The sequence below is a fragment of the Shewanella sp. 10N.286.51.B7 genome, from assembly GCF_002873615.1.
GTDB classification, from domain to species: domain Bacteria; phylum Pseudomonadota; class Gammaproteobacteria; order Enterobacterales; family Shewanellaceae; genus Shewanella; species Shewanella electrodiphila.
In genome coordinates, this window is sequence record NZ_MCUF01000030.1 from 1 (window position 1) to 12,350 (window position 12,350).

The following is a 12,350-nucleotide window of genomic DNA, read 5'->3' on the forward strand; positions in this document are numbered from 1 at the left end:
ACCTATATCAACAAAAAGGCCAATTTAAAAATAAATTGGCCTTTTTTCATAACGTTAAAAATTTATAAATTATTTTACAAGTAATAAATCCAAGTGTTCAGCAAAAGGTTTAGGGTTCATAAAACCCGTTACTCGTAAATCTTCACGTTGATTGCCATTTTCATCGAACATTAAGAGTGTTGGTAGTCCTAACACACTGAAGTGCTCGAGCAATTCAACATCAACTGCATCACTTTTGGTCACATCTGCTTGCAGTAAAACCATTTGATCTAAACGCTCCATCACTTCAGGGGCGACGAAGGTAATGTTCTCAAACTCTTTACAGGCCACACACCAGTCAGCATATAAATCCAGCATGACGGTTTTACCGCTAATACTGGCTTTATCCAGTTCAACTTCTAAGTCATCTACCGATTTAATCAGTTTAAATTCGGCATGTTTAACAGGCGCACTTTGATTGATTTCATTACTGATCGACGGCGCTTGTAACCCCATGGCAGACATCACCGCTTGGAAACCGTATGAGAAACTTGCCAATAATGTCAGCGTAAGCAAAATGCCACGAGTGGTTTGCTTCCAGTTAAACTCAGACAGCTTGTTTTGGTGGATAAGGTAGCCAGTTAAGCCCACGCCCCATAGCGACCAAAGTACATCAGAGACAACCCCAGGCCAGATGCGACCTACCATTACGATAGACACAGAAATCAGTAAGAAGCCAAAGATGGTTTTAATGATATCCATCCAAGCGCCTGCACGTGGTAATAATTTACCGCCAGAGGTGCCAATAATAAGTAACGGCACACCCATACCCATGCTTAATACGTAGAGTGCTAAGAACCCTTGCAGTAAGTCACCGCTTTGCGCCACATAAATCAATGCACCAGACAACGGAGCGGTAGTACAAGGTGAAGCGACTAAGCCTGAAATCACGCCCATAAAGAACACGCCAATCAGGTTGCCACCTTTTTGGTTATTCGACAGGTTGTTCATTTTATCTTGCCATTTGCCCGGCAGGCGTAACTCGTACATGCCAAACATAGACAAACTGAGCAGCACAAACATCACTGCTAAGAAAATCAAAATAGCAGGGTGCTGCAGCGCAGCCTGGAACTTCATCCCAGCAGAAGCGACCACTAAGCCTAATAGCGAATAGGTAATCGCCATACCTTGAACATAAGCCATCGATAAGGTGAAGGCTTTTGCGGTAGATAATTGCTTACCTTGACCGACAATAATCCCTGATAAAATCGGGTACATTGGGAATACACAAGGGGTTAGGGCTAAACCAATGCCTAAACCAAAGAAAATCACTAAGGTCCACATCAGACTGTCGTTAGCCAACATTTGGCTTAAGCTATCTTGCTGCGTGATTGGCGCTTGTGATTCTGGGTTGGCTGGGGCATTTTGTGCTGCTTGTTTTGCGGCGTAGTCATCGCCAATGATGGCTTTTTTCTTGGCAAGTTTGCCATCGTTGGCCGCAACGGCTTCTAGATTTACATCACGTTTGGTAGGTGGGTAACACAGCTTACCCTCGGCGCAGCCCATAAAGGTGACTTGCACCTTTGAGCCAGCAGCAGCCTCTTTAAGTGCCAATGGCAGCTCGACATAAGAGTAGTAAACGGCTTGTTCGCCAAAATATTCGTCATCGTGCATTTTACCTTTTGGCAATTCGATATCGCCAATGACTGCGCCATCAGCGCTAAAGGTCAACTTGTCACGATACATGTAATAGCCTTCGGCTATGACAAAGTTAACTGCGACTCGATTACCGTCTTGCTTGTAATCAAATACGAAAGCCTCTTCAACGGGCATTAATTCAGGTTCGTCTTGTAAAAAGCTGAATTTGTTGCTGTTACTAAAAATGTCTTCACTGTGTGCTAATGGTGATAGCAGCAGTAAGCTGGTCAATATAAGCGCAAATATTTTATTCATGATTGAGAGGTTTCTTTTATCCAATGTAAATAATTTGGCAAGCCATGGGTAATAGGCGTAGCGATTAACTCTGGTACTTCATAGGGATGCAAATCGATCACTATTTTTTGTATCGCATCATAATTATCTGCCATGCATTTTATGTGCATAGCCACTTCACTACTATGACAAACCTCACTTTCCCAGACATAGACCGATTCGACCTGAGGATACAATTGCACACAAGCAGCGACCTTAGCGTTGACTAACGCTGTTGCGAGCTTTTTTGCACTGGCGATATCTGGACAAGTTGTTATAACTAATAAATAGTTTGCTGACATAGGGAGCTTATCATCTTTGGTTTATCTTAAAGTTAGCTTAAGCTTAATAACCTAAAATAGGTGCTTGCTAGAGCTTATGAATTTGTTTTTATTCATAACAATAGCGCACTACTTTACGTTTTTTTGTCATTGAGTTCACTAGAGGCCGATAATCTTTCGAGATGAATTATGTAAGCGTTAGTTGCTAATTTAATACTGATAGCATTAATGACATCGTCATAAGCAAACAGTAGTAACCATTATCTCGAAAAATCTTGACCGCAAAAGGTCTAAATACCTTTGTGAATAACAATAATTTTGATGCGTCTTGAATTAAGACCTGATTACCCCCATATATTGTTCATACCCAATGAAATAATTGAGGCCAGCATGCTGTTAGTTTTGTTTTTAGTTTTTATTCTTGTTCCTGCTATTGAGTTATCAGTGTTGATCTCAGTAGGAGATGTGTTTGGCCCATTGAATACTGTGGCACTCGTGTTTTTAACCGCAATAGTTGGTGTGTCATTGGTGCGTAGCCAAGGCTTAAGCACCTTAATGTCAGTGCAATCTAAACTGGAACGCGGTGAAGCGCCAGGTAAGGAAATTGTCGAAGGCATGATGTTGGCTGCAGCAGGTTTATTGTTGTTGTTTCCTGGTTTTGTCACTGACTTGATTGGTTTATTGCTATTAACCCCATTTACTCGTTCACCCATTGCGAGCTACATCTTTAAACGTATGCAAATGCGCGTGGTTGCTGGTGGCGGTTTTCAGGGGCAAGCGGGTCAGAACCCATTTGGTCAGCAAGGTTTTGGCCAAAACCCATTTGATCAAGGACGCAATGACAGAAATACCTTCGATGGCGACTTTGAGCGTAAGTTTGATCCGAATGACATGAGGCCTGAAACCCATCAGGTTGAAATGAAAGATATTACCCCAGTAAAAGATGATGTATCTGAAGCCAGCGATACTCAATCTGCAACTGACAGTGCCAGCGATAAAACTGACAAGCGCTAAACAGCTTAGCACCTTACGAATCTTATTTTCTAATAACAAAAAGCCGCTTAAGCATAATGCTCAAGCGGCTTTTTAGTTTTTTGAGGGGGTTAATACAGAGTAAACACGTAAAAATGAGACGGTTTATAAGGAGCTATTCGGCTTTAATGGCTATTTATTTTAAGGGCTATTTATTTTAAGGGCTATTGCTTAAAGTCTATTCACTTTTAGGCTTATTGATTTGAAGGCTTATTAGCTTCATCGATTTTTTTGCCCATGATATAGGCACTAATACTGCCACCAATCCAACAGATTAATAGCACCAATACCGCGATATCCAGTGAAGCAGGTAAGTTAGTGGTAACACTTTGGTGCACAGCGTCATAAATGCTATAAAAATCGAGGGGAATATTGCCGGCAACAATATCATCGGCAATGGTTTGAGCGCGCTGCATGACCACGGTCATGATGGCACATAGGCTCACAAAACATGCTGCAATAATGCTCCAGCCAATGGCTTTTTTACCTAAATATAAGTGCCCAACTCCAGGGCAAACAAATGCATTTAATAGGGTGGCATTGACAGACTTACTCATGAGGCTTTCCTTGGCATTTAGTTTATTTAATACAGCCGACTGTTATTTACTACTGCTAGTCGCATTTTACTCAATACAACATTAAATCCTTAACGCTGCAAGAGCTGATGAATTAAGCTTAATTCATCAGCCTTAGTAAACCATGCTTCTTATACAAGCTATAAGGTTGAATCAGCAGAACTATTCAATTCGTCATTGTTGTAGTGAAGATGAGCAGAATCGGGTTCAGTGAGTTTACTCGCCATAATGTAACAGGCAATCCCCATGATGGTATTGGTTACAGGCAATGCAATCAGCAAGCCTTTCACTCCACCGAGATATAAACCAACCGCGGCTAAAGGCAGCATCAAAACAAATAGGCGGACGAGGTTAATCACTAGTGATTTCATTGGGCGGTGGTAGGCATTTAAGCAAGTGGCAAACATAATTACTACGGCTAACGGCCCATAGGCTGCGGGTAATACATGAATATAAAAGCTTAAAGAATCGATAACGGCAAGGTCACTACTGAACCACTGGGCAATGGTGTTACCGCTGAAGTAAATCGGGATATACAACAAGGTTTGAAACACTAAAGCAAAGCGTAGCGCTAACATCATGCCGTCTTTGGCGCGCTTATGTTGGCCAGCCCCTAAGTTTTGTCCCACAAACGGCATTAACGATGACGTCATGGCCATTATGACCACTAAAAATAAGGTTTCTAAGCGAATACCTGCGCCAAAAGCGGCAACTGCTGCTTGGTCTGCTCTAGCAAGCATGGCTAATATGACCCCATTAGCGATTGGGTTCATCATATTCATTAATGCGGCAGGGCGAGCAATATGACCGAGCTTTTTCCAATTTGCAGTAATACGAACTCGGCAAAGTGTCATTAGCTCAAGAATGCGTTTTTTATAAATGAGGATGTAGCCCGAAACGGTAAAAGCGACCAGCCACGACACTAAGGTCGCAATCGCAGCCCCTTGGATCTCAAGGCGGGGAAATGGCCCTATCCCAAAAATTAATAATGGATCGAGGATTAAGTTAATAATTGCGGCTACCGCCATAATAATCGCTGGCGAGCGAGTATCACCCGTGGCGCGGATCCCTTGATTGCCCACCATCAACAACACTAACAGCGGCGCACTGCAAAACCATATCAACATATAGTCGTGGATCAGCGGCAAGCTTTTTTCATTTGCCCCCATCAAGGTAAACAGTGGGTCAATAGCCATAATGCCAATAGAGACCAATATACTGATCAAGATGAAGGTCAGCAGCATAGCGTCAAATAAGAAGCTTTTAGCTTTGGTTGTATTGCCCGCTCCAATCAATCGAGAAAGGTTAGTCGATGTGGCAGCGCCAATACCAATGGCGATACTGGCAAACACAATGGCGACAGGGAAAGTGAAACTGACAGCAGCAAGCGCATCAGTACCTAACTGACTAATGAAGAATGTATCTATAAGGCTGCCACCATAAATGGTGAGGATACCGATAAGGTTGGGGAGGCTCATATTGAAAAGCACACGACCTATTGGTGCGCTGAGCAACCCATGTTTATCATTCATCAATTTGGACTTAAACACGAAAACGGGAGACAAATTCTATCAGTATTCATTATCGTTTAATAAATACTAGCGACAAATTTTACAAAAAAATCGCAGTTTTTTTATAAATACCCTTGGAACTGTGATCATCAACCCCCATATATCAAACATCAAAGGGTAAATGCCCTTATCATTTGTTTAAAACCGCCTCGTTTGTGGGCAGCAATCATTAGGAGAGTCCGTAGATGAATATTCGTCCATTACATGACCGCGTAATCGTAAAACGTTTAGAGGTTGAGTCAACTTCAGCTGGTGGCATCGTATTAACTGGTAGTGCTGCAGAAGTATCAACACGTGGTGAAATCCTAGCTGTAGGCAATGGTCGCATCTTAGAAAACGGCGAAGTGAAAGCGCTTGACGTTAAAGTAGGCGACGTAGTGATTTTCAACGAAGGCTACGGCGTGAAGAAAGAAAAGATTGATGGTGAAGAAGTACTTATCTTATCTGAATCAGACTTAATGGCAGTTGTAGGTTAATCCGCGCCATTAAATCGCTTTCAATCAACAAATTTTAAGGAACATGAAAATGTCAGCAAAAGAAGTATTATTTGGCAGTGACGGCCGCGTTAAAATGCTAAACGGCGTCAACATTCTTGCTAACGCAGTAAAAGTAACTTTAGGCCCTAAAGGTCGTAACGTTGTTTTAGACAAAAGCTTTGGCTCACCGCTAATCACTAAAGATGGTGTATCGGTAGCGAAAGAAATCGAACTAGAAGACAAGTTCGAAAACATGGGCGCACAAATGGTGAAAGAAGTTGCTTCTAAAGCCAATGATGCTGCTGGTGACGGTACAACTACTGCAACAGTATTAGCACAATCAATCGTGGTTGAAGGTCTAAAAGCAGTTGCTGCTGGTATGAACCCAATGGATCTTAAGCGCGGCATCGACAAAGCAGTAATTGCTGCTGTTGCTGAACTTAAAGCGCTTTCTCAAGAGTGTTCAGATTCTAAAGCCATTGCACAGGTTGGTACTATTTCTGCTAACTCTGACGAATCAATCGGCGAAATCATTGCAACTGCAATGGAAAAAGTTGGCAAAGAAGGCGTTATTACCGTTGAAGAAGGCCAAGCGCTTGAAAACGAATTAGACGTTGTTGAAGGTATGCAGTTTGACCGTGGTTACCTATCACCATACTTCATCAACAAGCCAGAAACTGGCAGCGTTGAGTTAGATGCACCATTTATCTTATTAGTTGATAAGAAAATCTCTAACATCCGTGAATTATTACCAATCCTAGAAGCGTTAGCTAAAACAGGTAAGCCATTGCTTATCGTTGCAGAAGACGTTGAAGGCGAAGCATTAGCAACATTAGTTGTCAACAACATGCGCGGTATCGTTAAAGTGGCTGCTGTTAAAGCACCTGGCTTTGGTGACCGTCGTAAAGCAATGCTTCAAGACATCGCGATTCTTACTGGCGGTACTGTTATCGCTGAAGAAATCGGTCTAGAGATTGAAAAAGCAGCCCTAGAAGATTTAGGTACAGCTAAGCGTGTTGTTATCACTAAAGACAGCACCACCATCATCGATGGTAACGGCGAGCAAGAGCAAATCTCTGGCCGCGTTTCGCAAATCAAGATTCAAGTTGAAGAATCAACTTCTGACTACGACAAAGAAAAACTTCAAGAGCGTATGGCTAAGTTAGCTGGCGGTGTTGCAGTAATCAAAGTTGGCGCAGCGACTGAAGTTGAAATGAAAGAGAAAAAAGCTCGCGTAGAAGATGCATTACATGCAACTCGCGCAGCAGTAGAAGAAGGCGTTGTTCCTGGCGGTGGGGTTGCACTAGTACGTGTTGCTTCTAAAATCTCTGAAGTTGAAGTGATCAACGAAGACCAAAAACACGGTGTGATTATCGCACTACGTTCAATGGAAGCGCCTCTACGTCAAATCGCAACTAACGCAGGTGAAGAAGCGTCAGTTGTGGCTAACACAGTTAAAAACGGCACAGGTAACTACGGTTACAACGCGGGTAACGACACTTACGGTGACATGCTAGAGATGGGTATTCTTGACCCAACTAAAGTAACCCGTAGTGCACTACAGTTTGCCGCATCAATTGCAGGTCTAATGATTACGACTGAAGCAATGGTAGCTGAAATTCCACAAGACGCTGCAGCGCCAGATATGGGCGGCATGGGCGGTGGTATGGGTGGAATGGGCGGCATGATGTAATTTTTGCTGGTCTAAAACGTTGATTACGGCGTTGCTGCTCGCTCACATACAAACAACGTATGCTACGCTCGCAGCGCCTTGTACTAAACGTTTTATCCTGCGCAAAAACATCTGCGGTTTATAGCTCAAAGCTGAAGCCAAATTTGTTGCAAAAGAAATTGAAAGCCCCGATACCTAACGGTATCGGGGCTTTTTAGCATATAAAAGTGAAAGGCTAATAAAAGCTGATTTTGTCTTAGTTAATCATATGATTAAAGCCTTTACTAGTAATGGGCCTCCAAAAAATATCAGTGCAGTTATTAATGCTATTGATATAGCTTGCAGTTTTTTATATCGATATTGCTTTTTAAAATCATCATCCTGAGTTACGTAGTATTGCTCAACCCAAGTTCTCAGACCTTCAGTGTCCAAAGTGTTTTCAATTGTTCTATTTACTTGTGTAACATAAGTGAAAATCAAGCAAACAAATATAGTGATAAAAACTATGATACTTTCAATGAATTCCAATGGAGTAGAGTTGACTGTATTTTCAGAGAATAGAGTGAAATGTTGTAGTACAGTTAGCCATAAAATTGAGATTCCAGAAAGAGTTAATGCTAAAACTGTTCGATAAGTATTCTTTATTTCAACTGTTTTATGATCTTTTTGATTTTGTTTATTCGTCTGCACATTAAACGATGATTTCATTGATTCTAAATAAATAATCTCTCTTTTATAAAGTTCATCAGATAGATACTGATCTTTATGCAATGAAGTATAAAATGAGTTCATGTAGGCGATAATTCCTTGTTCATCACAAAAAACCTTACTGCCTCCACTTGAGTACGTTCTTTTTATACTTGTTAATTCTCTTTTCAATTGCCCGATCAAGCGTAGACCTACTTCATCCTTCTCGGTGTCACTCGTATTTTTTTGAATAATAGTAGTTAGTGAGTCCTCTTCAGCATGATGGTGCTTATGCGAATGTAAAGAGTATTTAATATAGTAAAAAGCTTGTCTTAAAATGATATATTCTGTGGTTTTATCTTGGCAATTGTCGCTGAGAAGTGAGGTGATCCCTCTACTGTTAACTGTAAAGTTAATTTTATAGTAATGTTCTTTTATGGGATGTTCATTAATGAAGGCCTGTTCTAGGCTTTCAAAAGCTTTATTTAGTTGTTCTTGAACTTTTTGCCACGACTCTGCAGTCTTAGTACTTTGTTCCTGTTCCCTGTATGCAGTAAGAGTTTTATCTGCAGGGTGAATAAGGTTAAACCAAGGTAAGTCAATTTTATCATCAACTTTTGATGGCTCGCTATTTCTTGGATAAATGTAAACAGAGCCCTTAATACTTCGATTATCAAGGTTATTAGATTCGTTAGCTTCTGCAGTTAAAATGACTCTGAACTCGCCATCGCTCAGTGCATTTTTAGTGTCTTTCCAATCAACTTTAGACTGAAGAATAATCCTTCTGGCATGGTGATCATCTTGATATTTATAACCATAATTAATGGTCGTTCTTTTTTTATCAGCAACGGTACTGTTAGTAAAACTGCCAAAAATACCAGGGGTCATAAGGCCAAAATTTAAATGACCATTGATACAAGGCGTCCAGCCTATATGGGTGTAATTCATATTTCCCTCAAAACAAAAAAAGCTCACTTAATAGTGAGCTTTTCCGGTGACTCTTATTATTAAATCAATCTCTTATACCACATGATTGATTCTTTTTGGTCTGAAATTAACTTATTTGTTCTAGTGTCAATACACATTCCGTGTGATAACGTTGAACCATACGGAGTGATGCCAGCTTTACGCAAATCACTTTCTTTCTTTTTCATCTTGTTACGCTGGTTATGATTCCAGAAGGCTGAAATAAAAATATTTGCAGCAATAGTAAAACCAATTACAGTCAGGATGATTAGAATTGTTGGCATAATTTATCCTTTTTTATTTCACATTTACAATTGTAGACTAAATCTTCCAAGGCGAAGCCGCTAAATTTTTTGTTGTGAAGTCGCAATATTATCAACATTTTTTTATATATAGCAATATTTTTAGATTATTTTTTATTCTAAGGTGTAAAAATGGAGGTATTAGACTCTGATCTTAAAGTAAGTGGGGTCATAAATAAGTGGGTTCCGTCAAGTGGGATCCGTCAGGGTCAGAGTAAACTTTATTCTGACCTAACCCAATTTATCCTACACCCCAATTGCACAATTGATTGCTGGTCTAAAGCTTTTTAAAGCTTAAAGCATAGAAAATTGAAAGCCCCGATACCTAACGGTATCGGGGCTTTCTGATTTTAGCTGCTTAAGAGTTGTTTCAATAAATTTTGCACAGACATTTTTACTCTAGCTCAATTCTGTTAATAATATGCTTGCTTTCCCATGACTGATTTCAACGTAACCAAAACATTCTAAACGAATAAGAGCCTCTCTAATTTTTTGGCGACTATATCCTATAATCAGTTCTGCTAAGTCTCTTTCACTTGGAAGTTTCTCTCCAACATTAAAGTTGATTTTAAGGTATCCAACTAACTCTTTAAGTGCAGGATCTGACTCAAGCATTTTTTCAAATCTTATTGTCTCTACTGTCATTTTAGTTCCCAATGTAATTACTATAATTAATTTCGAATAAGTAGAGGCAGAGTAAACTTTTCAACCTCCTGTAATTCCCCACAACATTCAAATCAACTGATTTTCTGCGCTGCAATTTTGGCAGTGCAGGGTATATGTTTCACTGCGTTTGGTGACTCTAGTATTTTTACTTTGGCACTGCGGACAGGGCTGTTTCATTGGTGTATTTTTAGTGCATTGGTTACAGTTAATGTAGTAACCAAACTTACCGTACATTGGAATGTAATTTGTTGATTCACCGCAATGTTTACAACTTAGGTTCGCTTGAGCTGCTGATTGAGTGTCTGCTAATGGGGTATTGCTGTGAGCTGTTGTTTGAGTTTGTTGCTGTTGTATTGGCTTTGGCACTGGTTGTTGTGCTTGTTGTAGTGGCTCAGGGGCTTTAGCGACCACTGCACTTGCTTGGTTATTGCCATCGATATGCTGGCTTATGATGAACTGACCGATTGAGTCGAGTTCTTCTTGATTAAAATCAGGTCTTGAAACCTCAATATTGACCAGCCGTAAAAATTTATTTCTTAGTTTCATTATTTCGTTGAGTTTATCCACCAAAAACTCAGATTTGACTAACTTGTCAGACACTTTTTTCGGCATGGTGTTTCTATCAATAACCGCATCACTTGATACTACGCAGAGATGATCCCAACAACGGCCATTAAATCCTTGTTGAAGGCCTAGCACTTTTCCTAACATTTCACTTTTATGGTGCTTGAGTAATTCTTTAAGCAGGGTTTGCTGTAACTCTACCTGCTTGATGGGTGAGGGGATGCCTGTCCATTGGTTGTTATAGCTGCGAGTCCATTCTTGTTGCTGATTGACCTTTACATGGCCTTTAATGCTTTTTGATTCGATTAATACAAAGCCATAGGGGTAAACGATCAAGTGATCGATTTGGGCGACTTCATCATTAAAACTAAATTTGAAATCATTGATCACCAGTATTTCGGGGTTGTCTTTAAAGGCGCGGCGTAAAAAGAAGGCCACGTTTTGCTCTTGTTTTTGACCCGCTATCGCTTGCGGTGAAGTGGTGTTTTGCAGGGTTTTCGTTTTGAGAATCATTTATCAACAGCATCCATTCATAACTTGATAATAATCAGTACTATAATACTCATAAACTGGGTTTGAAAGCGATAAAATGATTTCCTATAAAGTAAGTTAAAACTTCATTCCTTATAGTTATGATGATCATAAAGCTGTTTGATTATTCAAGTGGTAACTATGCCATTAATATTGTGGTGTAGTGGCTTTAAATGCCGTGAGAGTTATACCAAGGATTATGGCATACTGGTTTTCATGTTATGGATCATTCTAATTATTGTCATTGCGGGCTGTGTTTTCTTGCCTGGCTTGTGGGTTAAGCACATCATGAGCAAGTACCAACAGCCCACTGATCGCTACCGTCATCAAGGTAGCGGTGGTGAACTTGCTCGCCATATTCTAGATCGTTTTGGCCTAAATGACGTAAAGGTTGAAGAGACGCCTGACGGCGATCATTATGATCCCGGGGCTAAGACTGTTCGCCTTTCGCCGGATAACTATTCCGGTTACTCCCTGACTGCAGTGACTGTCGCCGCCCACGAGGTTGGGCATGCTCTGCAGGATTCTCGCGGCGAGTCTTTGTTTTTGATGCGACAGAAGCTGGCTAGAACCGCGATGGTCGGTGAGCGTATTGCCGGCATGATGATGCTCGCGGCGCCAGTGGTCTTTATTCTCACCCGTATACCGCAGGCTGGCGCGTTGACCATATTAATCGGCGTGCTGTCGATGGGGTTAAGCACTGTTGTGCATCTGGTGACCTTGCCGGTGGAGTTTGACGCCAGTTATGGCAAGGCGCTGCCCATACTAAAAGAGGGTAACTACCTGCACGACGGTGACCTAAAGCATGCGGAGAAGATTCTCAAAGCGGCGGCGCTAACCTACGTGGCTGGCTCGTTGGCCAGCTTACTCAATCTTGGCCGCTGGATAGCGGTGCTGCGTCGCTAATAGCTTTTATCAAAGAGCAGTGTGGTCGGCTATCTGAAATAAGTCGAGTAAACCAGGTCAGAGTTAACACTTCAACTATTCACGAAATTCAATTACACCACAGTCTTTCACAAGGGATGCCATCATCATCACCGTCCACCTCTGTGACGGGGCAGTTTTTGATGGAAAAAC

12 protein-coding genes are annotated in these 12,350 nt (G+C 41.1%); 4 read left to right on the forward strand and 8 right to left on the reverse strand.

Features of this window, described 5'->3' with window-relative positions; all coding sequences use genetic code 11:
- Window positions 1-69: 69 nt before the first annotated feature.
- Both BCU84_RS08790 and cutA read right to left on the reverse strand, forming a co-directional pair.
- Window positions 70-1,932: a protein-disulfide reductase DsbD gene (locus tag BCU84_RS08790; protein ID WP_102527719.1), complete on the reverse strand. Its 1,863-nt coding sequence runs from the start codon at window positions 1,930-1,932 to the stop codon at window positions 70-72.
- Window positions 1,929-2,252, reverse strand: a complete 324-nt coding sequence (gene cutA / locus BCU84_RS08795) for a divalent-cation tolerance protein CutA (RefSeq protein ID WP_102527720.1) — start codon at window positions 2,250-2,252, stop codon at window positions 1,929-1,931. The genes BCU84_RS08790 and cutA overlap by 4 nt, the downstream gene beginning before the upstream one ends.
- Before the next feature lie 369 nt (window positions 2,253-2,621).
- On the opposite strand from cutA, the gene BCU84_RS08800 reads away from it, so the two are divergent.
- Entirely contained in the window at window positions 2,622-3,245 is a 624-nt protein-coding gene (locus BCU84_RS08800; RefSeq protein ID WP_102527721.1) for an FxsA family protein, read from the forward strand.
- 212 nt (window positions 3,246-3,457) lie between these two features.
- Here BCU84_RS08800 and BCU84_RS08805 read toward each other — a convergent pair whose 3' ends face one another.
- Both BCU84_RS08805 and BCU84_RS08810 read right to left on the reverse strand, forming a co-directional pair.
- Window positions 3,458-3,820, reverse strand: a complete 363-nt coding sequence (locus tag BCU84_RS08805; RefSeq protein WP_102527722.1) for a hypothetical protein — start codon at window positions 3,818-3,820, stop codon at window positions 3,458-3,460.
- 158 nt (window positions 3,821-3,978) lie between these two features.
- Window positions 3,979-5,370 carry an MATE family efflux transporter gene (locus BCU84_RS08810; RefSeq protein ID WP_102527723.1) on the reverse strand — a complete coding sequence of 464 codons (1,392 nt, stop codon included), beginning with the start codon at window positions 5,368-5,370 and terminating at the stop codon, window positions 3,979-3,981.
- A 224-nt stretch (window positions 5,371-5,594) separates the two neighbouring features.
- Between BCU84_RS08810 and BCU84_RS08815 the strand changes: the two genes are divergently transcribed.
- Both BCU84_RS08815 and groL read left to right on the forward strand, forming a co-directional pair.
- Window positions 5,595-5,885: a co-chaperone GroES gene (locus tag BCU84_RS08815; protein WP_055022857.1), complete on the forward strand. Its 291-nt coding sequence runs from the start codon at window positions 5,595-5,597 to the stop codon at window positions 5,883-5,885.
- A 49-nt stretch (window positions 5,886-5,934) separates the two neighbouring features.
- Window positions 5,935-7,578 carry a chaperonin GroEL gene (gene groL / locus BCU84_RS08820; protein WP_102527724.1) on the forward strand — a complete coding sequence of 548 codons (1,644 nt, stop codon included), beginning with the start codon at window positions 5,935-5,937 and terminating at the stop codon, window positions 7,576-7,578.
- Between the two features lie 243 nt (window positions 7,579-7,821).
- On the opposite strand, the gene BCU84_RS08825 is transcribed toward groL, so the two are convergent.
- From BCU84_RS08825 to BCU84_RS08840, 4 genes are all read right to left on the reverse strand, one after another.
- On the reverse strand, window positions 7,822-9,192 hold the full coding sequence (locus BCU84_RS08825) for a hypothetical protein (protein WP_102527725.1): 1,371 nt from the start codon (window positions 9,190-9,192) through the stop codon (window positions 7,822-7,824).
- A gap of 59 nt (window positions 9,193-9,251) precedes the next feature.
- Entirely contained in the window at window positions 9,252-9,494 is a 243-nt protein-coding gene (locus BCU84_RS08830) for a hypothetical protein (RefSeq protein ID WP_102527726.1), read from the reverse strand.
- 417 nt (window positions 9,495-9,911) lie between these two features.
- The gene (locus BCU84_RS08835) at window positions 9,912-10,157 is read right to left on the reverse strand and encodes a GntR family transcriptional regulator (RefSeq protein ID WP_241906394.1); all 246 of its coding nucleotides are present in this window, start codon (window positions 10,155-10,157) and stop codon (window positions 9,912-9,914) included.
- An 87-nt stretch (window positions 10,158-10,244) separates the two neighbouring features.
- Entirely contained in the window at window positions 10,245-11,255 is a 1,011-nt protein-coding gene (locus BCU84_RS08840; protein ID WP_102527727.1) for a nuclease-related domain-containing protein, read from the reverse strand.
- A gap of 159 nt (window positions 11,256-11,414) precedes the next feature.
- Between BCU84_RS08840 and BCU84_RS08845 the strand changes: the two genes are divergently transcribed.
- Window positions 11,415-12,179: a zinc metallopeptidase gene (locus BCU84_RS08845; RefSeq protein WP_241906395.1), complete on the forward strand. Its 765-nt coding sequence runs from the start codon at window positions 11,415-11,417 to the stop codon at window positions 12,177-12,179.
- Window positions 12,180-12,350 lie beyond the last annotated feature (171 nt).

What these genes read in the sequence shown, in the direction of transcription:
- BCU84_RS08790 (WP_102527719.1), bottom strand. Translation starts at nt 1,932, where the DNA reads ATGAATAAAATATTTGCGCTTATATTGACCAGCTTACTGCTGCTATCA.
- cutA (WP_102527720.1), bottom strand. Translation starts at nt 2,252, where the DNA reads ATGTCAGCAAACTATTTATTAGTTATAACAACTTGTCCAGATATCGCC.
- BCU84_RS08800 (WP_102527721.1), top strand. Translation starts at nt 2,622, where the DNA reads ATGCTGTTAGTTTTGTTTTTAGTTTTTATTCTTGTTCCTGCTATTGAG.
- BCU84_RS08805 (WP_102527722.1), bottom strand. Translation starts at nt 3,820, where the DNA reads ATGAGTAAGTCTGTCAATGCCACCCTATTAAATGCATTTGTTTGCCCT.
- BCU84_RS08810 (WP_102527723.1), bottom strand. Translation starts at nt 5,370, where the DNA reads ATGAATGATAAACATGGGTTGCTCAGCGCACCAATAGGTCGTGTGCTT.
- BCU84_RS08815 (WP_055022857.1), top strand. Translation starts at nt 5,595, where the DNA reads ATGAATATTCGTCCATTACATGACCGCGTAATCGTAAAACGTTTAGAG.
- groL (WP_102527724.1), top strand. Translation starts at nt 5,935, where the DNA reads ATGTCAGCAAAAGAAGTATTATTTGGCAGTGACGGCCGCGTTAAAATG.
- BCU84_RS08825 (WP_102527725.1), bottom strand. Translation starts at nt 9,192, where the DNA reads ATGAATTACACCCATATAGGCTGGACGCCTTGTATCAATGGTCATTTA.
- BCU84_RS08830 (WP_102527726.1), bottom strand. Translation starts at nt 9,494, where the DNA reads ATGCCAACAATTCTAATCATCCTGACTGTAATTGGTTTTACTATTGCT.
- BCU84_RS08835 (WP_241906394.1), bottom strand. Translation starts at nt 10,157, where the DNA reads ATGACAGTAGAGACAATAAGATTTGAAAAAATGCTTGAGTCAGATCCT.
- BCU84_RS08840 (WP_102527727.1), bottom strand. Translation starts at nt 11,255, where the DNA reads ATGATTCTCAAAACGAAAACCCTGCAAAACACCACTTCACCGCAAGCG.
- BCU84_RS08845 (WP_241906395.1), top strand. Translation starts at nt 11,415, where the DNA reads ATGCCATTAATATTGTGGTGTAGTGGCTTTAAATGCCGTGAGAGTTAT.